The sequence below is a fragment of the Micromonospora sp. DT227 genome, from assembly GCF_049841835.1.
In the GTDB taxonomy this organism is placed as follows: domain Bacteria; phylum Actinomycetota; class Actinomycetes; order Mycobacteriales; family Micromonosporaceae; genus Micromonospora.
Genome location: NZ_JBNCLA010000012.1, coordinates 72,668 through 97,414, shown reverse-complemented (window position 1 = coordinate 97,414; position 24,747 = coordinate 72,668). Strand labels below are relative to the sequence as shown.

At 75.1% G+C, this 24,747-nt stretch carries 17 protein-coding genes; 5 read left to right on the top strand and 12 right to left on the bottom strand.

The genetic code is table 11. The features are described 5' to 3' along the window. Positions 1-157: 157 nt before the first annotated feature. The 4 genes from ACLQ2W_RS30000 to ACLQ2W_RS29985 form a co-directional block, all read right to left on the bottom strand. Entirely contained in the window at positions 158-544 is a 387-nt protein-coding gene (locus ACLQ2W_RS30000; RefSeq protein ID WP_425790734.1) for a VOC family protein, read from the bottom strand. A 238-nt stretch (positions 545-782) separates the two neighbouring features. Further along, the gene (locus ACLQ2W_RS29995; RefSeq protein ID WP_425790732.1) at positions 783-3,323 is read right to left on the bottom strand and encodes a malectin domain-containing carbohydrate-binding protein; all 2,541 of its coding nucleotides are present in this window, start codon (positions 3,321-3,323) and stop codon (positions 783-785) included. Between the two features lie 203 nt (positions 3,324-3,526). Further along, positions 3,527-4,684: a sensor histidine kinase gene (locus ACLQ2W_RS29990; protein ID WP_425790730.1), complete on the bottom strand. Its 1,158-nt coding sequence runs from the start codon at positions 4,682-4,684 to the stop codon at positions 3,527-3,529. After that, complete coding sequence (locus tag ACLQ2W_RS29985; protein WP_405093026.1) at positions 4,681-5,346, bottom strand: response regulator transcription factor; 666 nt, start codon at positions 5,344-5,346, stop codon at positions 4,681-4,683. The genes ACLQ2W_RS29990 and ACLQ2W_RS29985 overlap by 4 nt, the downstream gene beginning before the upstream one ends. A 158-nt stretch (positions 5,347-5,504) precedes the next feature. Here ACLQ2W_RS29985 and ACLQ2W_RS29980 point away from each other — a divergent pair, with 158 nt between their 5' ends. Further along, positions 5,505-6,836, top strand: coding sequence for a C39 family peptidase (locus tag ACLQ2W_RS29980; RefSeq protein ID WP_425790728.1), 1,332 nt, complete (start codon positions 5,505-5,507; stop codon positions 6,834-6,836). On the opposite strand, the gene ACLQ2W_RS29975 is transcribed toward ACLQ2W_RS29980, so the two are convergent. After that, positions 6,837-8,138 carry a PQQ-binding-like beta-propeller repeat protein gene (locus ACLQ2W_RS29975; RefSeq protein ID WP_425790726.1) on the bottom strand — a complete coding sequence of 434 codons (1,302 nt, stop codon included), beginning with the start codon at positions 8,136-8,138 and terminating at the stop codon, positions 6,837-6,839. After that, entirely contained in the window at positions 8,135-9,388 is a 1,254-nt protein-coding gene (locus ACLQ2W_RS29970) for a PQQ-binding-like beta-propeller repeat protein (protein WP_425790724.1), read from the bottom strand. The genes ACLQ2W_RS29975 and ACLQ2W_RS29970 overlap by 4 nt, the downstream gene beginning before the upstream one ends. A 95-nt stretch (positions 9,389-9,483) precedes the next feature. Between ACLQ2W_RS29970 and ACLQ2W_RS29965 the strand changes: the two genes are divergently transcribed. Next, positions 9,484-11,367 (top strand): hypothetical protein, encoded by a 1,884-nt coding sequence (locus ACLQ2W_RS29965; RefSeq protein ID WP_425790843.1) that lies wholly within the window; start codon positions 9,484-9,486, stop codon positions 11,365-11,367. 94 nt (positions 11,368-11,461) lie between these two features. Here ACLQ2W_RS29965 and ACLQ2W_RS29960 read toward each other — a convergent pair whose 3' ends face one another. Next, positions 11,462-13,249 (bottom strand): hypothetical protein, encoded by a 1,788-nt coding sequence (locus tag ACLQ2W_RS29960; RefSeq protein ID WP_425790722.1) that lies wholly within the window; start codon positions 13,247-13,249, stop codon positions 11,462-11,464. Next, on the bottom strand, positions 13,207-14,928 hold the full coding sequence (locus ACLQ2W_RS29955; RefSeq protein ID WP_425790841.1) for a hypothetical protein: 1,722 nt from the start codon (positions 14,926-14,928) through the stop codon (positions 13,207-13,209). Before ACLQ2W_RS29955 ends, ACLQ2W_RS29960 begins: the two co-directional genes overlap by 43 nt. Positions 14,929-15,255: 327 nt before the next feature. Here ACLQ2W_RS29955 and ACLQ2W_RS29950 point away from each other — a divergent pair, with 327 nt between their 5' ends. Beyond that, positions 15,256-16,449: a hypothetical protein gene (locus ACLQ2W_RS29950; protein ID WP_425790720.1), complete on the top strand. Its 1,194-nt coding sequence runs from the start codon at positions 15,256-15,258 to the stop codon at positions 16,447-16,449. Positions 16,450-16,627: 178 nt separating this feature from the next. Here ACLQ2W_RS29950 and dxs read toward each other — a convergent pair whose 3' ends face one another. The 4 genes from dxs to ACLQ2W_RS29930 all read right to left on the bottom strand — a co-directional run bounded on the left by dxs (position 16,628) and on the right by ACLQ2W_RS29930 (position 23,230). Next, positions 16,628-18,574 (bottom strand): 1-deoxy-D-xylulose-5-phosphate synthase, encoded by a 1,947-nt coding sequence (gene dxs / locus ACLQ2W_RS29945; RefSeq protein WP_425790718.1) that lies wholly within the window; start codon positions 18,572-18,574, stop codon positions 16,628-16,630. A 48-nt stretch (positions 18,575-18,622) separates the two neighbouring features. Then, the gene (locus ACLQ2W_RS29940) at positions 18,623-19,765 is read right to left on the bottom strand and encodes an anhydro-N-acetylmuramic acid kinase (RefSeq protein ID WP_425790716.1); all 1,143 of its coding nucleotides are present in this window, start codon (positions 19,763-19,765) and stop codon (positions 18,623-18,625) included. A 63-nt stretch (positions 19,766-19,828) separates the two neighbouring features. Then, positions 19,829-21,067: a class I SAM-dependent RNA methyltransferase gene (locus tag ACLQ2W_RS29935; RefSeq protein ID WP_425790714.1), complete on the bottom strand. Its 1,239-nt coding sequence runs from the start codon at positions 21,065-21,067 to the stop codon at positions 19,829-19,831. A gap of 114 nt (positions 21,068-21,181) precedes the next feature. Next, on the bottom strand, positions 21,182-23,230 hold the full coding sequence (locus ACLQ2W_RS29930) for an APC family permease (protein ID WP_425790712.1): 2,049 nt from the start codon (positions 23,228-23,230) through the stop codon (positions 21,182-21,184). Between the two features lie 157 nt (positions 23,231-23,387). Here ACLQ2W_RS29930 and ACLQ2W_RS29925 point away from each other — a divergent pair, with 157 nt between their 5' ends. Both ACLQ2W_RS29925 and ACLQ2W_RS29920 read left to right on the top strand, forming a co-directional pair. Beyond that, positions 23,388-24,053: a potassium channel family protein gene (locus ACLQ2W_RS29925; protein ID WP_425790710.1), complete on the top strand. Its 666-nt coding sequence runs from the start codon at positions 23,388-23,390 to the stop codon at positions 24,051-24,053. Positions 24,054-24,056: 3 nt separating this feature from the next. Beyond that, positions 24,057-24,746 (top strand): potassium channel family protein, encoded by a 690-nt coding sequence (locus ACLQ2W_RS29920; RefSeq protein ID WP_396776100.1) that lies wholly within the window; start codon positions 24,057-24,059, stop codon positions 24,744-24,746. Position 24,747: the final 1 nt, after the last annotated feature.

Here is a 24,747-nt window from a genome sequence, read left to right as displayed (position 1 = left end):
GGGTTGACACCGTTACCCGTCACTTCCCCCACAGTCACCCGCCGGGGCGCGCGGGCCCCCCGCGGGGGGGGGGGCCCCGGCGCCGTTTCCGGGTCAGGCCGACGCGGCGCGGCGCCGTTTCCGGGTCAGGCCGACGCGGCCCGGCGCCGTTTCCGGGTCAGGCCGACGCGGCGCGTTCCGCCGTGGAGCGGCACACGCAGAACTCGTTGCCCTCCAGGTCGGCGAGCACCACCCAGCCGCTGCCGTCCGGTCGGCGCCGGTCGGCGACAAGCGTCGCGCCGAGTTCGCGCAGCCGGACGACCTCGGTGTCCCGGGTACCCTCGGCCGGCTGGAGGTCGAGGTGGAACGCGCCCTTGCCGTGGCGCTCACCCACCTCGACGAAGAGCAGGTCGGGGCCGTGCCCGTCGGGCGAGACGAGGACCGCCTCCGGGTCACCCGGGTGGTCGTCGGCGTGCCGCTCGCGGTCGAGCACGCGGCCCCACCATCCGGCCAGGGCGTACGGGTCGTCGGACTCCACGGTCACGCAGTGGACGTGTGCACTCACGATGCTTCCTCCGATGGGGATGCGCCCCGGCGGAGTGCGAGGGTCAGCGGGGAACGCGGGGCGCGGGATTGTTGAGAACGGACATCACCACACCCCCTTCCACCTCTCGGCTGACTCACCCGATCGTGCCAGCCCGACCGGCCGGCCCGCAAGGCGGGGGCCCCGCTTAACAGGTGGGTGTTAAGCGGGGCCCCCGCCTCTACCGAAAGCGTTAAGCGGGGCCCCCTCCTTGCACCGCTCAGGGGGCGAGGAACACCGCCTTGGCGCGCCAGTCGGTGCCGTCGACGGTTGGGCCGCTGCGCACGGTGAACGTCGCGGTCGGTGCACCGTTGAGCCAGTCCGTCGCCGACAGGTCACCGGTACTCCGGTTGACCTTGTAGAGCGTGCCGCCGGCCAGGAACACCGCGCCCGCGTCGGCGAGCCCGCCCGCGCCGGCCACCGTGAACCGGTCCGCGCCGACCGTGCCGCTGTCCGGGGTGAACCAGCGCCAGAACAGGCCGCTCTGCCCGGCGAGCGTGTAGTAGAGCCGACCGCTGGAGTGGAACATGCCGGTCACGTTGGGGATCTCGGCGTAGAAGCCGGTGGTCACCCCGGCGTACGTCTGGTCGGCCGGCCCGGAGTCGGTCACCACCGCGTCCCAGTAGGCGTCGTGGTACGGGTCGACGAGCGACGGCGTGCCGAACGTGGTCCCGTCGAACGTACGCCGCCACAGCGCGCCGTCCATGCCGTAGAACAGCGTGCCGCCGACCCAGAACGCGCCCCGCGCGGTGGACCAGGCGGTGCCGTCCGGGTTCGCCACCGGGCTCGGCGCGCCGACCGTGGTCGTCCCGTCGTACGAGCGGGACTGCACCTCGTCGCCGGTGCCGGCCGGCGGGGCGCCGGTCTTGACGATCTCGATGCCGTCGATCAGCGGGTTCTCCACCACGTGGCGGAACTCCAGGTCGACGCTGCCGTCGCTGACCACGGTGAACTCGCGCATGGTGCCCACGTTGTGCCCGACGGCGGCGGACAGGTCGAGGTCGTCGAGCACGGTGGCGCCCTCCAGCGCCACGTCGAAGACGCGGGCGCCGACGGCGGCGGTGCCGTCGTACCGATTGGCCAGGTAGAGCCGGACCCGCACCTCGGTGCCGGTGGGCACCGGGAACTGCCAGGTCATCTCCGGCGCGCCGGCCGGGTCGTACCGTTCGTCGCTGTAGAGCGCGGCCGGGGTGCCGGTCGGCACGGTCGTGTCCAGCGCGCCCACCGCGGCGAAGCCGGCGGCGGAGCTGCCGCTGTTGTGGTACGGGCTGGGGTTGCCGCCGTCGTCGGCCGCCCAGTCCGGTCCGCCGTCGGTGGCGGCGACCAGCGGGCCGCCCGCGTTGACCCGGTACAGCACGTTGGTGGGCTTCGGCACGCCGGCCTGGTAGACCGTGCCGGGCAGGGTGGGCTCGGTGGTCGGGTGCGGGGCCGTGCCGCCGGCCAGCGGGAAGAACGCGATCCGCTCCCGGCGGTACTGGAAGTTGCCGATCCACGAGGTGTCGCCGCCGACCCACAGCCCGGCCGGGGTGACAAGCATCTCGGAGGCGCCGATGCCGCGCGGGTGGCGGCCCGGGTTCCAGGACAGCGGCAGGCCGGTACGCGGGTCGAGCGCGGCGATGCTGGCCCGGCCGACCGCGCCGGCCCGGGCGTTGTCGCCGCCGGCGCTGTTGTTCAGCCAGCGGAAGTGGCCGCCCACGTAGACGGCCTGCTCGCTGGCCGCGACCGAGAGGAACGTGTCGCCGCCGGTGTAGTCGATCCAGGTGGGCTGCGCGTCGGTGGCGGTCGTGCCGCCCTCGAAGCGGGCCGCGGCGTCACAGAGCGTGCCGCCGTACGGCGAGCCGGTGGTGACCACCACGAAGTAGCTGCTGTCCGGCGCGTACGCGATGTCCCGCATGTACGAGTCGAACGCCTGCCACTTGCAGCGGGGCGTGTAACGGCTGGTGTTCCAGTCCGCCACGGTGGCGGCGGTGGCGCCCAGGTCGAGCTGGACGATCTGGTCGTGCAGCACCCCGTCGGCCTTCTTGAAGTTGCCGATCACCACGAGCCTGGTGCCGTCCGGGGCGAGCGCCATCTTCTCCACCCCGACGCCGGCGTTGGAGCCGCTGACCCCGTCGTAGTTGTGGTGCTCGGTGAGCGCGGTGGTCAGGTAGCTGTCCACCGCGCCGGTGGTGGCGTTGAGCGAGGCCAGCCCGCCACGCGGGTTGGGGTTGCCGGCGGTGGTGAAGATGCCGCCGACCAGCAGCCGGGTGCCGGCCAGCGCGATGTCGTTGACCAGCCCATTGAACGCCGGCGGCGTGAAGCTGGTGACCAGCGCGCCGGTGGCGACGTCGAGCAGGGCCACCTTGCGCCGGGTCACCCCGTTGACGGTGTTGAACTTGCCGGCGACGAAGACCGTGCCGGCGGTCGGGCCGGCGACGACCGCGTACACCTCGTTGTCGACCGACGGCGCGAACGCGGTGTCGACCGTGCCGGTGGCCTTGTCGAAGGCGAGCAGGTAGTTACGGGTGATGTCGGTGTCGGAGTTGCGGTTCTGCACGGTGCTGAACGAGCCGGCCACGATGATCTTCGAGCCGGCGTCGTGGATCGCGTCGACGGTGCCGTCCATGATGTCCGGCGAGGTGGTGGCCGGGACGTCCTTGACCACTGTGGTGTGGTTGGGCGCGGCGCCGGCGGGGGCGGCCGGGGCCAGGCCGGCCGCGGTCAACGCGACGACGGCGAGGGCCGCGAGGGCGCGGCGGCGCGGCGGCGAGGGGTGGGTCACGGGCAGCTCCGTAGGTCGGGCGGTGAGGCGTGTCGCACCGCTCACCCTGAGCCACGCCCGCGGCGACGTCCAGCGCGCGGCAAGCTTTCTGACCGACCACCGCGCCGCCACGCCCGACCACCGCCGCGGGCGGGCGGGACAGCGCGCCCGGCCGCACGAACAGGTGAGGGCGGATGCCCGGCCGGGCGGTCGCGGATCGGCGGTCAGGTGGCCGCCGGCGGGTCGGCCGACGGGAGCGTGACGGTCACCTCGAGGCCGCCGCCGGGCTGCGGGACCGCCTTCACCGTGCCGCCGTGCGCGTCGCAGACCGCCCGGACGATGGACAGGCCGAGACCGGAGCCGCGCGCCCCGGTGCGTTCCTGCCCGCCGCGCCGGAACGGCTCGAACAGGCCGGGCACCTCGGCCGGGGCGACCTCGAAGCCGGTGTTCCCCACCACCAACCAGGACCGCTGCCCGTCGGTGCCGGTGCGCACCCACATCCGGCCGTGCAGGTGGTTGTAGCGGACCGCGTTCTCCACCAGGTTGCCGGCCAGCCGGTCGAGCAGCCCCGGGTCGCCGACCACCGGCGCGGGACGCAGCGAGGTGTGCACCCGCAGGCCGATCCGCTCCACCTCGCGGGCCACCGCGGAGAGCGCGTTGGCGGTGCCGACGGCCAGGTCGCACTCGGCGCGGCGGGCCAACCGCCGGCCGGTCTGCGCCTCGCTGCGGGCCAGCACCAGCAGCGCGTCCACCAGGCCGTTGGCCCGCTCGGACGCCTCCCGCACCACGCCGGCCATCCGCCGGTACTCGGCCAGGTCCGCGTCGTCGTCGCTGAGCGTCACGTCGATCTCGGTACGCATCACCGCCAGCGGGGTCCGCAGCTCGTGCGAGGCGTTCGCGACGAACCGCTTCTGCGCCTCGAACGCGGCGGTGATCCGGTCCAGCATCGCGTCGAACGTCTCGGCCAGCTCGGCCACCTCGTCGTCCGCGCCGGACCACCCGATCCGCTCGTCGAGCGTGGTCTCGCCGAGCCGGCGGGCGGTGGCGGTGACCTGGTGCAGCGGGCGCAGCGCGCGGCCGGCCACCAGGTACGCCCCGGCCACCCCGACGACGCTGATCGCCAGCAGCGCCAGCAGGCCCTTGAACAGCAGCTCCCGGGACGCGGAGTCGACCAGTTGCCGCTGCCACTGCCCGGCGTCGAGGGTGCGGCCGTCGGTGAGCACCACTGTGGTGCCGGGCAGCAGCTCGTCGGTGGGGCGCAGCGCGTCCCGGACCAGCAGCCAGGCCAGCAGCACCAGGATCGCGCCGGCGCCGACCAGGAGCACGCCGTTGAGCAGCGTCAGCCGCAGCCGCAGCGTCGGCCGTACCCGCGTGGAGGTCACTTGGCGCGCTCGATCCGGTAGCCCGCGCCGACCACGGTGTCGATCAGCGGGGGGTCCCCGAGTTTCTTGCGCAGCGTCATCACGGTGACCCGGACGATGGTGGTGAACGGGTCGGTGTTGGCGTCCCAGACCCGTTCCAGCAGCTCCTCGCTGGACACCACCGCGCCGCGGGCCCGGAGCAGCTCGGCGAGCACGCCGAACTCCTTGTTGGTCAGGTCGAGCGGCACGCCGGCCCGGGTCACCACCCGCCGGGCCGGGTCGAGTTCCAGGTCGGCCACCGCCAGCACCGGCGGCGCGGCCGGGGTGGCCCGCCGGCCCAACGCCTGCACCCGGGCCACCAGCTCGTCGAAGGCGAACGGCTTGGCCAGGTAGTCGTCGGCGCCGAGCTGCAAGCCCTCGACCCGGTCGGCGACGGTCCCGCTCGCGGTCAGCATGAGCACCCGGGTCAGCGTGCCGGAGGCGGCCAGGTCGGCGCAGATCCGGTCGCCGTGCACGCCGGGCAGGTCCCGGTCCAGGACCACCACGTCGTAGCGGGTGACGAACGCCGCCTCGTGCCCGGCGTCGCCGTCGTAGGCGACATCCACCGCCATGCCGCGCTTGCGCAGCCCGCGCGCGATCGCGTCGGCGAGGTTGCGCTCGTCCTCGACCACCAGTACCCGCATTCCGGCCTCCCGCCTCGTGACCTCCCACAACCTAGTGCGCGGCGCCAACCGGACGGCACGGCCCGCCGTTGCAGAAAACCTTCGGGTACGCGATGCTCGCCGGCAACGATCGCCCACCGTCCCGGCTGCCGGCCGGGTCGAGCCGAGTGGAGCCGCCGATGACCGCCGCCGCCCCCGGCCGGGACGTCGCGTACCGCCGTTTCCGCTTCCCGGCGGACCGGGACCTGGGTCACGCCGCCGGACTCTCCGCCGGCCCGGCCGGGCTGACGCTCGACGCGGACGGCCCCGGGGCCGCCGCGCACAGCCCCACGCCCGACGCGGACGGGTCCACGCCCGACGCGCACGGCCCCGGGCCCGACGCGGACGGGTCCACGCCCGACGCGGCGGCCGGCCGGCCGGCACGCCCCGATCCGGTCTCCGGGGCCGCCGCCGGAACCTGGACCTCGCCGGTGACGGAGGTCGGCTTCGCCGCCGCCGAGCTGGTGCCGTCCTGGACCGCCGACACGCCGCCCGGCTGCTGGCTCCGGGTGGAGGTACGCGGCTGGGCCGGCGACGCGGCCACCACCGGCTGGTACGAGCTGGGCCACTGGGCGGCCGACGACGGCACGGTACGCCGCGCCTCGGTGCCCGGCCAGTCCGACGACCGGGCCCGGGTCGACGCGGACACGCTGCGGGTGACCGGGGCACGGGTGACCGGCTGGCAGGTCCGGGTGACGCTGCTCCGCCGGCCCGACGCGCCGGCCGGCCCGGTGCTGCGCACGGTCGGCGTGGTGGCCAGCGCCGGCAGTCACGTCCCGGCGTCCCCGCCGCCCGGGCACGTCGACAGCGGCCCGGCCGGCGGGGGCGCGCCCGACGACGCCGGGGCAGCGGGCCGGGCGTGGGGGCGGGTGCTGGACGTGCCGCGTTACGCGCAGCGGCTGCACGCCGGCGGGGAGACCCGCTGGGGTGGCGGTGGCGACTCCTGGTGCAGCCCCACCTGCGTGTCGATGGTGCTGGACTTCTGGGGTGCCGGCCCCACCCCGGAGCGGTACGCCTGGGTCGACCCGCCCGGCCCCCGCCCGGTGGTGGTGCACGCCGCGCGGCACTGCTACGACCACGCGTACGCCGGGGCCGGGAACTGGCCGTTCAACACCGCGTACGCGGCGACGCACGGGGTGGACGCGTTCGTCACCCGGCTGCGCTCGCTGGCGGAGGCGGAACGGTTCGTGGCCGCCGGCATCCCGCTGGTCGTCTCGGCGGCGTTCACCCGTGGGCAGGTCCCCGGGCTGGACTACGACACCCGGGGCCACCTGATCGTGCTGGCCGGCTTCACCACCGACGGCGACCCGGTGCTCAACGACCCGTACGCGCCGGACGACGAACGGGTCCGCCGGACCGTGCCGCGCGCGCCGTTCGAGGCGGCCTGGCAGGCGGGCAGCGGTGGGATCGCGTACGTGCTGCGGCCGGAGACGGTGCCGCTGCCGGCGCCGCCCGCCCAGGCCAACTGGTGATCACCGGCGCGCCGGCCACACCGCCAGCCCGCCGGCCGGGCGCAGGCACACCAACGCCGCCCCGGCGTCCGCGCACTCGGCCCAGGAGCCGGGCAGGACCGCCCGCGGTCGCGCCTCGCCGGCCGGCACGTCCAGTTCACCGACGAGCGTCCGGTCCCCGGCGAGGTGCCGGAGCCCGAGCAGCCCGAGCAACCGGCCGGACCCGTCGTCCCGCCCGCTGACCCGCCAGCGGCCCAGCCGCCCGAGCACCCGGCCGGTCGCCGGTTCCAGCACCGACAACTCCAGTTCCGGCCCGTCCCCCGCCTCGGCGGCGATCAGCCGGTCGCCGACCGGGCCGAACCCCGCCCACCGCTCGTCCGTCCAGGCCGGGCGGCCGGTGGCGGGGTCGAGCGCCTGCGCGTCGCCGACCTGGTCCCGCAGGCAGACCATGCCGGCGCAGTCGGTGAACCAGGACCCGGCGCGCGGGTCCACCGGCACGCTCCAGCGCCGGTCCAGCCGGTCCACCCCGTACGCGGTGATCTCGCCGGAGGCGCCCTCGACCAGCAGCAGACCGGCGACGACCTGCGCGAACCGGTAGGCGACCCCGTCCGGCGCGGACGACACCCGACCGGCGCGCACCCGGGCGCCCGAGTCCGCGTCGTGCACCGCGACCCGGCCGTCCGGCTCGATCAGCAGGAGCTGCGTCACTCCCCGGTCGTCCCGCCGGTACGCCACCCCCTGCGGGGGCACCGCCAGCGACCAGCGCGTCGCGCCGGAGGTCGGGTCGACGGCGAGCACCCGGCCCGTTCCGCCCGGCCGGGGATTCTCGAACAGCACCCCGCCGGACGCGGTCGGGACCGGGTAGCCGGCCTGCTGCCAGCGCACCGCGCCGGTCGCCGGGTCGAGCAGCGTGGCGCGCGCGTCCCCGACCCCGGTCGGGCTGCTCGACACCAGCAGGCCGCCGACCGCGCCGGTCAGCCCCAGCACGTGGTCCCCGGCGGGCAACGCGAACCGCCACGCCGGCGCGCCCGCGGTGAGCCGGTAGCCGGTGACCACCCGACCGCCCTGGTGGAGCGCGCTCGGACCGTCCGCCACCATCAGCCGGCCCGCCAGCACCACGAAGAGGGCACCCGGCGCGGCGGGCACCCGCACCGGTGCCGGCGGCCGGGCCGGCGCCGCCGCGCCGGCCAGCGTGAGCAGCAGCAGGCACCCGAGCGCCACCGCGCGGGCGACCCGGCCCGGCGGGCGCCGCGGCGGCGCGGGCAGCGGCTCGTCGTCGTCCTCGGGGCGGCGCAGCTCGCCCAGCTCGATGACCGGGCTCACGGCAGCCGCCGTACGGTGAAGTCGCCGCCCCGCTCCCGGCAGACCAGCAGCACCTGGCCGACGGTGCAGTCGGCGCCGGTCAGCACGTCCCGCACCACGGGTGGGCCGCCGGAGAGATCCGGCTCGGCGAGGAGCCTCCGGTCGCCGCCCAGCGGCCGGGTCAGGAACAGCCGACCCCCGGTCTCGCCCTGCGGGAGCACGTCCCAGTCGCCGACCTCGGCGATCAACCGCCCGTCCGACTCCGCCAGCACCGACAGGCCCTCGCCCCCCTCCCGGCCGGCGGCCACCAGCAGGCGTCCGCCCTCGGCCCGGAGCACGCTCGACCACAGGTCGCTGGCCCAGCGCACCGCGCCGGTGGCCGGGTCCAGCGCCCACATCCCGCCGGTCTGCCGGCCGGCGCAGAGCAGGTCCCCGCACGGTTCCAGGTAACCGACGAGCGGCAGGTCGGCGGTCCAGCGTGGCCGGAGCGTGTCCATCTCGAAGGCGGTGACGACGTCGCCGGCCAACCGGGTCTCCAGGAACAGCCGGCCCGCGCCCTGCATGGCACGCGCGCCGGGCACCTCCCCCGGATGCAGGTCGCGGGCAGCCAGCCGGGCGCCGGTCGCCGCGTCCAGCACCACCGTCTCGCCGGCGGCCGGCAGCAGCAGGATCCGGTCCACCCCGGACCGGCCGTAGCTGAACTGCACGTCCCGACCGGTGGTGGGCACGGTCCAGAGCGTGCGCCCGTCGGCCACCGCCAACCGGCGGACCGACTGGGGGCCCGGCCCGCCGGACGGGCGCAGCAGCAGCGCGTCGCCGGCCGGGAACACCACGCCGTCCTGCCGCCAGCGCGGCGCGCCGGTGCCCGCGTCGAACACCGTCGTCTCCCAGCGGGCACCGTTTCCGGCCGGCCCGAGGGCCAGCACCCGCCCGCCCTGCTCCCACACCGCGACCACGTCGTCGACGCCGTCCACCCGGGCCCGCCACCGCTCCCGCCCCACCCGGTACGCGACGAGGTCCCAGCCGGGTTCCGACGCGGCGCGCCGCACCACGTACACCCGGTCGTCGGAGAGGAACGCGGAGGCCCCGGTGCCGCCGGGGATCGTGACCGGCCCGGACCGGGCCGGTGGCGCGGCGGCGGCGAGCGTGACAAGCGCCACCAGCAGCACCACCACGACGCGGAACGGGCGGCCGACCGCCCGCGGCGGGCGGGGCACGGTGTCGGGCGGCGTGTCGTCGCCGCGCAGGTCGCCCAGATCGATGACGGTCACGACCACCCCTTTTCCGCGCCGCCGGACCGCCGCCCGACCGTGACCGGACCGACGCCGGACCGCCTGTACGATGGCCCGTCGTGGCCGTGCCGGTGGTGGACCCCTCGCTGAACTCCTCATCCGTCGAGGTGGACGCCGTCCCGGCGGATCCGCCGCGACGACCCCGTCGCCGGCCGGCTCGCGCCGACCTGCTGGCCCTCGGAGCCTATGCGTTGCTCGGCGTTCTCGTCTGCCTCAACTACTGGGGCGACGTGCAGCACCGGGTGTCCTCGCACCTGCCGACCGACCACAGCTGGTTCGAGTGGCTGTTCGCGCACGGCGCGTACTCGGTGCGGCACCTGGAGAACCCGCTGTTCACCGCCCGGCAGAACGCGCCGGACGGGGTCAACATGATGGCGAACACCTCGCTGCTCGGGGTGACGCTGCCGCTCGCGCCGCTGACCATGCTGCTCGGTCCACAGGTGATGTACGCGCTCTACCTGGGCGCGGCGTTGTCGGCGACCGCCGCGACGGCGTACTGGACGCTGTCGCGGCACCTGGTCCGCTCCCGGGGGGCGGCGTTCGTCGGCGGCGCGTTCCTCGGGTTCGCCCCGGGCATCGTGCACCACGCCAACGGGCAGCCGAACTTCGTGTCGAACTTCCTGCTCCCGCTGATCGTGGCGCGGGTGCTCCGGCTCGGCGAGCCGGGCCGCTGGCGACGTAACGGGGTGGCGCTCGGGCTGCTGGTGGCGTACCAGATCTTCATCAACGAGGAGATGCTGCTGCTCACGGCGCTGGCCTGCCTGGTCGTCGTGCTGGCGTACGCGGTGCAACGGCCGCGCGAGACGCGGGCGCGGGCCGGGTCCTTCCTGGCCGCGATCTCCGTCGGCGGCGGGGTGACGCTGCTGCTCACCGCGTACCCGATCTGGTTCCAGTTCAACGGCCCGCAGTCCTACCGGGGGTTGCAGGGCGGCGTCTTCCACAACTGGGGCGAGGACCTGATGGCCTTCGTCACGTTCGCCCGGGACACCGTGGCCGGGGACGAGGCGGTGGAGAAGACCATCGGCCTGACCGAGCAGAACACCTGGTTCGGCTGGCCGCTGGTGCTGGTCGCGCTGGCCGCGCTGGCGCTGCTGGTCCGCCGGTCGGTGCCGGCCCGGATCCTGGCCGTGCTGGTGGTGCTCTTCACGATCGCCTCGATCGGGCCGGTGGTGCGGTTCGACGGCGCGGAGACGAGCGTGGCCGGCCCGTGGGCGTACGTGCCGGACGACCTGCCGCTCGTCGAGATGATGATGCCGACCCGGTTGAGCCTGGTGGTGGTGGCCGCCGTCGGCGTGCTGCTCGCGCTGGCCTGGGACGCGTTGTCCCGGGCCGGCCGGCCCGGGACCGCCCCGGTGCCCGCACCCCGCCCCGGCGACCACGACAACGACCCGACCGACGCACGGACCGACGCGGGCCGGACCGCATCCGGCCGGCGGCGGGCGTTGCGCCTGGTCGGGTACGCCGCGATCGTGGCCGCCCTGCTGCCGCTGGTCCCGCGCCCCCTGCCGGCGCAGCGGATGGACCCGCCGCCGCACTTCATCACCGCCGGTGGCTGGCGGCCGTTCGTGCCGGCCGGCCGGACGCTGGTGCCGGTGCCGATCCCGAGCAACGTGCACGGGCTGCCGACACTGCGCTGGAGCGCGCTGACCGGGCAGGAGTTCCCCATCCCGGGCGGCTACTTCATCGGCCCGAACGAGCTGGGCGAGGGCGTGTTCGGCGCCCCGAACCGCCCGACCAGCACGCTGATCTACGCCACCATGGACCGCAACGAACTGCCCGAGATCACCGCGGAGAACCGCCGGCAGGCCGTCGAGGACCTGCGCTTCTGGCGGGCGTCGGTGGTGGTGCTCGGCGCCGGGCCGCGCGAGGCGGTGCTGCGTGACCTGATGACCGCGCTGCTCGGCCCCCCGCAGCGGATCGACGACGTCTGGCTCTGGGACGTGCGCGACCGCGTGTAAGGCGGGGGCCCCGCTTAACGTTTTCGGTAGAGGCGGGGGCCCCGCTTAACACCCGCGTTAAGCGGGGCCCCCGCCTAACCGGCGGCGCGGGCGGTCAGCCACCGAGCAGCGCGCGGACGTCCCACAGGTGCCCACCGGGGACGTCCCGTCCGGGCCCGACCAGGGCGTCCACGGTGACCCGTACCGGGTCGCCGGGCGACGAGTCGGCCTGCACCAGCGCCGCCGCCCGCCAGTGCCGCAGGTCCTCGACCGCCTGCCGGCGTTCCGCGTCGCCCACCGGCGGCACCTGGCCGGTCTCGGCGGCCCGGCGCAGCAGCAACGACGTGGGGCGGTCCGGCGCGCCCCACCTGGCGGTCGGGTCGACGGCCGAGCGCGGCCCGATGAAGTAGCCGCCCGGCGCGTCGAAGGCCAGCCCGGCGCGCGCCGACCAGAACATGGCCGGGCTGACCGCCGCGCCGGTGACCGGTGGCACCGGCACCAGCGTCCGGCCCGGCGGAACGTACGCCCGCCAGCCGCCGCCGGTCACCACGGCCGGCACCGGCGGGACCGGCACGGTGCGGATCGGGGTCGGGACGAGCGGCAGCAGCGCGGCGGCCACCGCGCCGGCCCACAGCGCCCGCCCGCGTGCGGTGCCCTCCGGGACGCGGTCCACCGCCAGCGCCAGCAGCACCCCCAGCACCGGTACGCAGACCAGCGCGAACCGCGCCGGCACCACCAGGTCCAGCAGTGGCACGCCGGCGAGCAGCCGGTACGGGCCGGGCAGCCCGGTGTCGTGCCGCCCCACGACAATCGTGGTGCCGAGCGACAGCAGCGCGAACAGCAGGCCGCACGCGGCGAGCGCGCGCACCAGCGGCCGCCGCCACAGCCGCACCGCCACCAGTAGCGCCAGCAACGGCAGGGACGGGCCGAAGAACGAGTTCTGTTCGGTCGGGTTCGGCGACAGCAGCCCGGCCCGGTGGCCGTCCCCGCCCACGGTCTGCCGCGCGGTGGCGGTGAACGAGACCAGGTCGAGCCGGTAGCCGCGGGTGTGGAACGGCATCCCGGTGTAGTGGCCGGGGCCGAGGAACTGGACCCACAGCGGGTACGCCAGCAGCACGCCGGCGACCAGCGCGCCGAGGCCCAGCCGGCGCGCCACCACGGGCGCCAGCCGGCGTGCGGTGTCCCGGTCGGCCAGCGCGTACGCCCCGGCCAGCACGCCGGCGGCCAGCGCCAGGAAGACCAGCACCTCCTCGCCGAGGAAGACCTGGTACGCGACCGCGAGCCCGAGCAGCACGCCGTCGCGCCGGATCCGGTCGGTGGCCGGCCGGAACACCAGCGCGAGGATCACCGGGACCAGGAACTGGGCGGCCATGTGCAGGTGCGCCCCGGCCTGCGCCACCATCCCCGGGGCGAACCCGCAGACCAGCCCGCCGACCGCGGCGGCGGCCCGGGAGCGGACCAGCCGGCGGGCCAGCAGCGCGTACCAGGCGGTGGCGGTGCCGGCGAGGCTGAGCGCCACCGCGACCAGGAACGCGGCCTGGCTGCCGAACGCCACGGTGACCGGGGTGAGCGGCACGCCCAGCCCGAGCACCGAGGTGTTGGCCATCAGGTTCACCCCGTGCGGGACGTTCAGCGCGGCGCTGTGCAGCGGGTTCTCGCCGTCGGTCACCGCGCGGGCGGCCCGGGCCAGCATCCATTCGAACAGCATCTGGTCGCCGGCCTGGTGGAACAGCCGCTCCGGGCGGCGCCACTGGTCGGCGGTGAGCAGCACGGCCAGGGCGAGGTAGCCGGCCACCACGAGCGCGTCGACCGGCCGGGGCCACCGCCGCCGGGGCGCGGGCCCGGGGCGGGCCGCCGGGCTCAGGCGGACCGGTCGGTCAGTGTCCGGACGTCCCACACCCACACGTCCAGCTCCTGCCGGGCCGGCCCGACCAGTTGCTCCACGGTGCGCCGCAGCGGCTCGGCGTTCTGCTCGTCCAGCGGCAGCACCACCACCGCCGCGTTCCAGTGCCGCAGCTCGTCCAGGAAGCGACGGCGCTGCCGGTCGTCGAGTTTCGGCGTACGCCCGGTGGACGCCACGTCGGCGAGCAGCTCGCCGATGCCGCTGCGCCGGCCGCCGAAGCGGCCCGGGTCGCCGGTGACGCCGTTGCGCGGCGCGAGGAAGTAGCCGCCGGGGATCTTGAACGCCAGGTCGGTGCTGGCCGCCCAGCGCATCGGGTCGGTGTTGCCCATCGCCGGCACCGGCACGGAGACCAGCGTCTGGTCCGGCCCGACGTACTGCCGCCACCGGTCGGCGGTGATGAACTCCGGCACCGGTGGGCGGGTGGTGACCCGCAGCGGCATCGGCGCGATCGGCAGCAGCGCGAAGACCAGGCCGGCGGCGGTCAGCGTCCGCGCGGTCCGCCGCTGGACGCCGCGCAGGACCCAGGCGCTGCGCACCGCGTACGCCAGCAGGATCGCCACCGTCACGGTGGTGATCAGGCCGAACCGGGTCGGCACCACGGCGTCCAGCAGCGGCAGCCGCACCAGCAGGTCCCACGGGCCGGTCACCAGTTCCCGGTCCCACCAGGAGATCCGCTCACCGAGCGAGAGCACCGCGAAGAACAGCCCGGTCGCGGCCAGCGCCCGGACCATCACGTCCCGGCGCAGCCAGACCACGATGCCGACGGCCAGCAGCGACAGGCTCCAGCCGAAGAACGCGTTCTCCTCCGAGTAGTTCGGGGCCAGGTTGACGTTGGCCCGCTCGTTGCCGCCGAACGTGGGCGAGCCGGGGGCGACGAACGCGGCGATGTCGTTGCCGTAGTCGCGGACCGCGTCGCTGAGCCCGTGGTACGCCATCGGGCCGGCGAACTGCACCCAGAGCGGGTACGCCAGCAGCGCGCCGGCCAGCACCGCGCAGACCGCCAGCCCGGTGCCGAGCGGTCGCCACGCGGTGGCCCACCGGTCCCGCTGCTGCACCAGCACGGCGATCAGGAACACCCCGAGCGCCAGCGCGGTGAAGAGCAGGATCTCCTCGTTGATGAACGCCTGCACGACGACCAGCAGGGCGAGCAGCGCGCCGTCGCGGACCGGCCGGGCCGACCGGGTCAGCACCAGCACCCGCCAGACGATGAACGGCAGCAGGAACTGGCTGATGATGTTCGGGTGCCAGTTGGCGTGCGACAGCATCGCCGGTGAGAACCCGCAGAACCAGGCGCCGACCGCGGCGGCCGGCCGGTGCCGGACCAGGTGCCGGGAGAGCACCCGGTACCAGGCGGCGGCGGTGCCGCACAGGCCGAGCGTGACAAGCGTGACGAAGGAGACCGCCGGTCCGAACAGGAGCGTCACCGGCACCATCGGGATGCCGAGCGCCAGGATGGCGGTGTTCGCCATCAGGTTGACCCCGTCGGGGTAGTTGAACTGTTCGGTGAAGAACGGGAACTCGCCGTGCAGCACCACCCGCACCGAGTGGGCGAGGAAGAACTGCACCTGGGCCGGGTCGCTGCTGTAGAGCGCGGCCACCCGACCGGCCGGGTCGGCCCAGATGCCGCTGGTCACCCAGATCGCGGCGAGCAGGAAGGCGGCGTACACCACCAGGTCGATGCGGCGGCGCGTCCACCGCCACCGCCACCGGCGGCGGGCGGCCGGCGCGGCGTCCTCGGTGGGGGGTGCGGCCGGCGGTTCGGTCCGGGTGACCGGCGGTGGGGGGTCGAGGGTGACGGATCGGGAGCCCGTCGGGGCGGCGGCGGCCGGCGTCGAGGCGCCGCGGGTCTCGGCAGGCGTCACAGTCGGCGGAGTCTACCGGAGCCGGATATTGAGCCACGAATCGCACGTCACGTTCCGCGACGAACGGGTGAGCCGGGCGCGGCCGGGAGGCGGGACGTCTCGTACCATGTGGGCTTCCGACCGACGACCGGCGAGGGGATCACTGTGCTTTCAGCCCGCCGAAACGCGGTGACGGGTGCCGCGCTGGCAGCGTTGGCGCTGGCCACAGCCGGTTGCGGGCCGGTGACCGAGCGGCAGTCGGCGGCCCTGCGGGTCGGCTACGACAGCCTGGACGGCTCGCTCCCGGTCTGGCCGCCGCGCGGCAGCCTCGCCGGTGACGCCGCCGCCACCGCCGCGATCACCGCTGCGGTGCGTGACTGGCGCTCGCCGGTCGACGACCGGGTCCACCTGCCCTCCTCCGGCATCCTCTTCTCCGGCGAGGTGGCCGGCGCGCCGCTGGCCCTGGTCGCCGCCGACGTGCCCGGCGAGTCCGCCTCCTGGCTGCTGCAACTGGACCGGGACGGGCAACGGTGGCGGGTGTCGCACGCCACCGAGTACACCGAGGCCGGCTACCTGGTCTACGCCGACGTGCTGCCGGTCCGGCAACCCACCGGGCGCCGCTACCTCACCTCCGCCCGCGTCGAGCGCCTGCTCGGCCCGGACGGCCGCACGGTGCCCGGCGCCGACGGCATCACCGAGCCGGTCGCGGTGCCGGCCTGCCGGGCCGTCGAGCTGACCGCGACGCTGCGGCCCACGCCGTCGCTGCCGCGCGGCCGGGCCGCGGACCGCGTCCTCGACCTGGGTACGGCCACCGAAGCGCCCCGCTACCCGCTGGTGCGCGACGAGACCGGTGCCGGCAAACGCGCCCTGACCGGCCTGGACACCTGCGCGCTGACCGGCGGACGGGGCCCGTTCGGCAGCGTCCCGCGCCGTCTCGGCGACCGGGAGGCGCCCCGTTCGGTGCCCGAGTCCTGGCCGATGGCGAAGATCGCCACGCGCTCGCTGGGCGAGGTGGCGCTCGGCGGCGGGGAGCCGGGCGACCTGGAGCAGTTGAGTTGGGACAGTCCCACCGGGACGATGACCGCCGTGCTCTACCGCCCGGCCGGCGGCGGTGCGCCCGTCGTCTCCCCAGCCGACCGGTCCACCACGCTCCAGGCGTACCCCCTGCCGGTGCCGGGCCAGCCGCTCGCGGTGCTCACCTGGCGCACCCGGGACGCCTCGTTCGCCGCGCCGCCCGGCACCACCCGCCTGGTCGACCGTCCGGGCCTGGTGGTGGTCGAGCAGACCGACGCCAAGCAGACGTTCAGCCTGGCCGGCACCGAAAAAACCTGGTACCGCTCCCTCTCCTCCCCCCGCTGACCCCCACCCGGGAGGGAAGGGTGATCATGAAGTTGGCGGCACCAACGGAGATCGACATCGCCGTCAACCTCATGATCACGGCATCAGCGGCGGGTGCCTCGTGGGAGCGCGGGGGATCTCCGGGGACAGCGTCCGGGCGGCCCCGCGACAGCGGGACCGCCCGGACACGTGACCGGGATCAGTTCTGCGCGGTGGCCCCGTCGGTGGCCGGGTCGACCGGGGCGGCGTCCAGGCCGGAGATCCAGCCGGTGACGTCGCGCGCCACGTCCTGTGCGGTCAGCCCCAGGTCGGCGAGGATCTGCGCGCGGGTGCCGTGCGGGTGCCAGCCGGCGGGTACGCCGAGGTCGCGGACCGGCACGCGGACGTCGGCGTCGCGCATCGCCTGGGCCAGCGCGGAGCCGACGCCGCCGACCCGGACGCCGTCCTCGACGGTGACCACGAGCCGGTGTCCGGCGGCCAGCTCGACCAGCTCGGCCGGGATCGGCCGGACCCAGCGGGGGTCGACCACGGTGACGCCGTAGCCCTGCTCGGCGACCCGGGACGCGACCTCCATGCCGAGGCCGGCGAACGAGCCGACCGCGACCAGCAGCACGTCGGTACGCGCCGACTCGGCCAGCACGTCGACCGGGCCGACCCGGCGCACGGCCGGCAGGTCGGCGGCGACGGTGCCGCTCGGGAAGCGCAGGATGGTCGGGCCGTCGTCGACGGCGATCGCCTCGCGCAGCTCCTCACGCACGGTGGCCGAGTCGCGGGGCGCGGCGATCCGCAGGCCGGGCACCACGCCGAAGACCGACATGTCCCAGATGCCGTAGTGGCTGGGCCCGTCCGGGCCGGTGATGCCGGCCCGGTCCAGCACGAACGTGACCGGCAGCTTGTGCATCGCCACGTCCAGCAGGACCTGGTCGAACGCCCGGTTGAGGAACGTGGCGTAGACCGCGACCACCGGGTGCAGGCCGCCCATGGCCAGGCCGGCGGCGGACGTGGCGGCGTGCTGCTCGGCGATGCCGACGTCGTAGACCCGCTCCGGATACTTGCGGGCCAGCGTGGCGATGCCGGTGGGCTCGGCCATGGCGGCGGTGATGCCGACCACGTCGGGGCGCTCGTCGGCGATCGCCACCAGCTCGTTGGCGAACACGTGGGTCCACTTCACCGACGGCGCGGCGACCAGCTGGCCGGTCTCCACGTCGAAGGCGCCGCCGGGGCCGTGCAGGCAGTCGGCCTCGTCGTCCTCGGCGGGACGGTAGCCGTAGCCCTTGCGGGTGACCGCGTGCACGATCACCGGGCCGCCGAAGTTCTTCGCCGCGCGCAGCGCCGCCTCGACCGCCGGCACGTCGTGGCCGTCGACCGGGCCGACGTACTTGATGCCGAGGTCCTCGAACATGGCCTGCGGGGCGACCGCGTCCTTGATGCCCTTCTTGACCGCGTGCAGCACCTCGTACATCGGCTTGCCGACGAACGGCGTGTTGCCCAGCGCGTCCTTGACGGTGTCGAGCACCTTCTCGTAGCCGGGGTTGAGCCGCAGCGACGACAGGTGGTCGGCGAGGCCGCCGATGGTCGGCGAGTAGGACCGGCCGTTGTCGTTGACCACGATGATCAGCGGGTTGCCGGCGGTGGCGATGTTGTTGAGCGCCTCCCAGCACATGCCGCCGGTGAGCGCGCCGTCGCCGACCACGGCCACCACGGAGCGCTTCTCGCCGCGCAGCGCGTACGCCTTGGCCAGGCCGTCGGCGTACGACAGGGCGGTGGAGGCGTGCGAGTTCTCGATCAGGTCGTGCTCGCTCTCCGCCTGGCTGGGGTAGCCGGAGAGGCCACCGCGCTGGCGGAGCTTGTCGAAGCCCTCCTGCCGGCCGGTGAGGATCTTGTGCACGTACGCCTGGTGGCCGGTGTCGAAGAGGAGCCGGTCGCGCGGGGAGTCGAACACCCGGTGCATGGCCAGCGTCAGCTCGACGACGCCGAGGTTGGGGCCGATGTGGCCGCCGGTGCGGGAGACCTTGGCGATCAGAAAGTCACGGATCTCGGCGCCGAGGATGTCCAGCTGCTCGTCGGTCATCCGCTTCACGTCCTGCGGGCCACGGACGGTGCCCAGCAGCCGACCGTGGTTTGCCGTGCCCTCTTCAACACTCATGACCGGAGAGTCTATCCGTCGTGGCACAGTCCGCAGCCGAGCCGTGGCTCAGGACGCCACCGTCAGCCGACGCGGTGGCGTCGGGGTCGGCGCCCCGAACGGCGGGCCGGCCGGGGTCCAGGAGCCGAGCACCGCGGCCCGGGACGCGCCGGTCACCGACGGCACCGCGCCGGGCAGCCCGTGCCAGCTCAGCCAGCCCAGCAGCGCGAACGCGTACGCCTCCTTGGCCTGCGCCGGGACGCCCAGCTCGTCGGTGGTCCGCAGCCGCCAGCGGCCGGCGCCGAGCGCGGCCAGCCGGGCCCGGAGTGTGGGATTACGCACTCCCCCACCGGCGGCCACCACCTCGGTGACGCGGTGCCTGTCGCACGCGTCGGCGACCGTGCGGGCGGTCAGCTCGGTGAGCGTGGCCAGCACGTCGTCGGCGGCCACCGGCTCGCCGAGCGCGGCCAGCGCGGCGTCCAGGTAGCCGCCGTGGAACAGCTCCTTGCCCGTCGACTTGGGCGGCGGCGCGGCATAGTACGGCTCGGTGAGCAGCCGATCCAGCAGCGCGCCGTGCACCCGGCCGGCGGCGGCGCGCGCCCCGTCGACGTCGCAGGGGCGGCCCAGGAAGCGCCGGGCGGCGGCGTCCAGCAGCGCGTTGGCCGGGCCCACGTCGTACCCGAGGACCGGCGCCCCGGGGGCGACCACGGTGAGGTTCGCGATCCCGCCGAGATTCAACGCCGCCCGAGGGCCGGCGGCGGCGTCGAGCAGCAGCGCGTCGAACGCCGGCACCAGCGGCGCGCCCTGCCCGCCGGCCGCCACGTCCGCCGAGCGCAGGTCGTGCAGCACCGGTACGCCGACGCGCGCGGCGACCCGGGCCGGCGCGCCGAGCTGGAGCGTGCCGCGCGCCCGGCCGGCCTCGACCCAGTGGAAGACGGTCTGGCCGTGGGACACCACCGCGTCGACGGCGCCGCCGGCCAGCTCGACGCCGACGGCCGCCGCCTCGGCGAACACGTCGCCGAGCCGGTTGTCGAGCCGGCAGACCGCCTCGATCGTGGTGGCCGCCGGCGGCAGCAGCGCCTCGATCTGCGCCCGCAGGTCGCCCGGGTACGCCAGCTCACGGTGCCCGAGCGGCCGCAACCGCAGCGTGTCCCCGTCGAGCGTGAACTCCCCCGCGGCAACGTCCACCCCGTCGTACGACGTCCCCGACATCAACCCGACGATGCGCAAGGAAGGGCCCCCTTTTAACGGATCCGGTAGAGGAAGGGCCCCCGCTTAACGCGCCGGGGGCAGGAACAGGCCGACCAGCTCGACGTGCTGGGTCATCGGGAACAGGTCGAACCCGCGCAGCGCGGCCAGCCGCCAGCCCGCCTCGGCGAACGTGCGCACGTCCCGGGCGAAGGCCGCCGGGTCGCAGGCCACGTACGCCACCGCCCGCGGGTCGGCGGCCACCACGCCGTGGACCACCGCCGCGCCCGCGCCGGAGCGCGGCGGGTCGAGCACCACCAGGTCGACCGGCCCGGTGACCCGGCGGCGGGCCAGCGCGGTCTCCACCCGGGCCGCGACCACCTCCACGGCGGCCAGGTCGGCCAGGTTCGTCCGGGCCGCGGCCACCCCGTCCGGGGCGGACTCGACGACCGTCACCCGGGCCCCGTCGACCCGGCCGGCGAGCGCGGCGGCGAACAGCCCGGCCCCGCCGTACAGGTCCCAGGCGGTCTCGCCGGGCCGCGGGTCGAGCAGGTCCAGCACGGCGCCGACCAGGGCGTCCGCCGCCGCCGGGTGCACCTGCCAGAAGCCGGACGCGGGCAGCGTGAACGACCGCCCGGCCGCCGCCTCCCGGACCCGCTCCGGCCCGCGCACGGCGGTCGGCACCCCGTCGGCGTACGCGACCACGGCGACGTCCCCGCCGCTGCTGGCGACCGCCTCCACCGCGTCGGCGTCCGGCCAGCGCGCCCCGGTGGGCGGCAGCACCGGCAGCTCCCGGATCGCCGGATGGGCGATCAGGCAGCTGTCGATCGGCACCACCTCGTGCGAGCGGTGCTTGAGCAGCCCGGCCCGGTCGGCGGCGTCGACCGCGTAGCGGACCCGGGAGCGCCAGCCCAGCGGCCCGCCGGGCAGCGCCTCGACCCGGACGCCGAGCGCGTCCACCTGCGCGTCGGTGAGCCGGCCCAGCCGGGTGAGCTGCTCGCGCACCACGGCGAGCTTCCAGTCGAGCTGGGCGGCCGGGGCGACGTGCTGGAGGTCGCAGCCGCCGCACCCGCCCGGCCGGGCGTACGGGCAGGGCGGGGTGACCCGGTCCGGCGAGGCGTCGAGGATCTGCACCGCGTCGGCGCGGGCGAAGCCCCGGTGCAGCTCGGTCACCTCGGCCACCACCCGCTCGCCGGGCAGCGCGTGCCGGACGAAGACCACCTGGCCGCCGACCCGGGCCACGCAGTGCCCGCCGGGGGCGACCGCGTCGACGGTCAGCTCGACCCGCTCGGCCTCCACCAGCCCGGGGCGTTCCGGCGCGCTCACGGCATCGTCTTCGTTCGCGACTGCGGGGCTCGCAGGACCGGCTCACTCCTCGCGCTCACGGCATCGTCTTCGTTCGCGACTGCGGGGCTCGCAGGACCGGCTCATTCCTCGCGCTCACGAGCGCTCGCCCTGCTCGCCGGCGGGCGTGGCGTCGACCGGCGGCGGCAGGGTGCTGCGCGGCGCGACCCGGGGACCGCGCGCCGGCCCGCGGCTGAGCGTGGCGTCCAGGCGGTCCAGGTTCTTGCTGGCGGTGGACGCGAGCTGCCAGGGCACGCTGGTCACCATCACGCCCGGTTCGAACAGCAGCCGGCCCTTGAGCCGCAGCGCGCTCTGGTTGTGCAGCAGGTTCTCCCACCAACGGCCCACCACGTACTCCGGGATGAAGACGGTGACCACGTCGCGCGGCGACTCCCGGCGGACCGAGGAGACGAAGTTGAGGATCGGCCGGGTGATCTCCCGGTACGGGGAGTCGATCACGGTCAGCGGCACCGGCAGCTCCCGCCGTTCCCAGTCGGCCTGGAGGTCGCGGGTGTCCTTCTCGTCCACGTTGACGGTCACCGCGGTGAGCGTGTCCGGCCGGGTGGCCCGGGCGTACGCGACGGCCCGCAGCGTGGGCTGGTGCAGCTTGCTGACCAGCACGATGGCGTGGTTGCGGGCGGGCAGCACGGCCCGCTGCTCGGTCGGCTCCAGCTCGGCGGCGATCCGGTCGTAGTGCCGGCGGATGCCGAGCATGACCACGTACATCACGGCCATCGCGACGATCGCGATCCACGCGCCGAGCAGGAACTTGGTGACCAGCACGATGACCAGCACCACGCCGGTCATGGCCATGCCGAACGCGTTGATCGCCCGGGAGCGGATCATCCGCCGCCGGGCCTCCGGGTCGCGCTCGGTGCGCAGGTGCCGGTTCCAGTGCCGGATCATGCCGAGCTGGGACAGCGTGAACGAGACGAACACGCCGACGATGTAGAGCTGGATGAGCCGGGTCACCTCGGCCTGGAAGCCGACGATCAGCACCACCGCGAAGACGGCCAGGAAGACGATGCCGTTGGAGAACGCCAGCCGGTCGCCCCGGGTGTGCAGCTGGCGCGGCAGGTAGCGGTCCTGCGCCAGGATCGAGCCGAGCACCGGGAAGCCGTTGAACGCGGTGTTCGCGGCCAGGAACAGGATCAGCGCGGTCATCCCGGCGACCACGTAGAGCAGCACCGACCCGCCGCCGAACACGGTCTCGCCGAGCTGGGTGGTGACCGTCTTCTGCACGTACCCGTCGGGGCCGGAGACGATCTGGCTCGGGCTCTCGACGTACTGGAGGCCGGTCCGGCGGGCCAGCGCGATGATGCCGACCAGCATGGCGACCGCGATGCCGCCGAGCAGCAGCAGCGTGGTCGCCGCGTTCTTCGACTTGGGCGACTTGAACGCCGGTACGCCGTTGGAGATCGCCTCCACGCCGGTGAGCGCCGCGCAGCCGGAGGAGAACGTGCGCAGCAGCAGGAAGATCAGCGCGAACCCGGTGACGCTGTGCTCGGCCCGGATCTCCAGGCCGGCGCTGGGCGCCCGCAGGTCGTCGCCGAGCACGAAGATCCGCACGAACCCGGTCAGCAGCATGCCGACGATGACGATGACGAAGCCGTAGGTGGGGATGGCGAACGCGGTGCCCGACTCGCGCAGGCCACGCAGGTTGATCGCGGTGAGCAGGACCACCGCGCTGACCGCGATGAGCACCTTGTGGGTGGCCACGAACGGCACCACCGAGCCGAGGTTCGCCACCCCGGAGGAGACCGACACGGCGACCGTCAGCACGTAGTCGACGAGCAGCGCGCTGGCCACCGCGAGCCCGGCCCGCGGACCGAGGTTGACGGTGGCGACCTCGTAGTCGCCGCCGCCGGACGGGTAGGCGTGCACGTTCTGCCGGTAGCTCGCCACCACGGTGAGCATCACCACGACCACGGCGAGCGCGATCCACGGCGAGAAGAAGAACGCGGACGCGCCCGCGATGGAGAGCGTCAGCAGGATCTCGTCCGGCGCGTACGCCACGCTGGAGAGCGCGTCGGACGCGAAGACCGGCAGCGCGATGCGCTTCGGCAGCAGGGTGTGCTGGAGGCGGTCGGACCGGAACGGTCGACCGAGGAGGAGTCGCTTCAGCAGCGAGGTGGGGCTGGCCACAACCGACAAGCGTACGGGCACCCGGCACGGGACGGTGGGGTGGCTGATCACCGCCGCTCGCGCCCGCGCGGTACCGTCGGTGCCCCGCCGGGCGCGGGGACGTGGCAGGCTCGCAGACGACGGGTCGGCGGGCGGCACCGTGGGAGGAGCGGACACCGTGCATGTCGTGATCATGGGTTGCGGCCGGGTCGGGTCGACCCTGGCGCACAGCCTGGAGTCCCGGGGGCACTCGGTGGCGGTGATCGACCAGGACGCGGACGCGTTCCGCCGACTCGGGCCCGACTTCGCCGGCATCACGGTCACCGGCGCCGGCTTCGACGGCGAGGTGCTGCGTGAGGCCGGCATCGAGCGGGCCGACGCGTTCGCCGCGGTCTCCAGCGGCGACAACTCCAACATCATCTCGGCCCGGCTGGCCCGCGAGACGTTCGGCGTCTCCCGGGTGGCGGCCCGGATCTACGACCAGCGCCGCGCCCAGGTCTACGAGCGCCTCGGCATCCCGACCGTGGCGACCGTCCGGTGGACCGCCGACCGGATGCTGCGCCACCTGGTCCCCGAGGGGAACGTGGAGATCTTCCGCGATCTGACCAGCACCGTGTCGATCGTCGAGGTGCCGGTGCACAAGGACTGGATCGGCCGGCCGTTGCGGCAGCTCGAGGAGTCCGCCGGCGCCCGGGTCGCCTACCTGACCCGCTTCGGGATCGGCACGCTGCCCACCGCCTCCACCGTGGTGCAGGAGGGCGACCAGGTCTTCATGCTGGTGACCGACGACATCGTCGCCTCGGTCACCTCGGTGGCGGCGTCGCCGCCGGAAGGGGGGCACTGAGTCATGCGGATCGCCATCGCCGGCGCCGGCAACGTGGGCCGCTCGATCGCCCAGGAGCTGATCGACAACGGCCATCAGGTGATGCTGATCGAGCGGCAGCCGAAGATGCTGCGGCCCGACCGGGTGCCCACCGCCGACTGGGTGCTCGCCGACGCGTGCGAGCTGGCCAGCCTGGAGGAGGCCAACGTTGCCGGCTGCGACGTGGTGGTCGCGGCCACCGGCGACGACAAGGTCAACCTGGTGGTCTCGCTGCTGGCCAAGACCGAGTTCGCGGTGCCCCGGGTGGTGGCCCGGGTCAACCGGGCGGAGAACGAGTGGCTGTTCACCGAGCAGTGGGGCGTGGACGTCGCGGTCAGCAAGCCGCGGGTGATGGCCGCGCTGGTCGAGGAGGCGGTGACCGTCGGGGACCTGGTCCGGCTGATGACGTTCCGGCAGGGCGAGGCGAACCTGGTGGAGATCACCCTGCCGCCGACCGCGCCCTACGTGGGGCAGCCGATCCACGCGGTGCCGATCCCCCGGGACGCGGCGCTGGTGGCGATCCTGCGCGGCAAGCGGGTGCTGGTGCCCACCCCGGACGACCCGATCGAGGCCGGCGACGAGCTGGTGTTCGTGTGCACCGCCGAGGTGGAGGACGAGGTGCGCGCCGTGATCCTCGGGCCGGAGAGCACCGACCGGTTGCGCGAGCGCTCCTGAG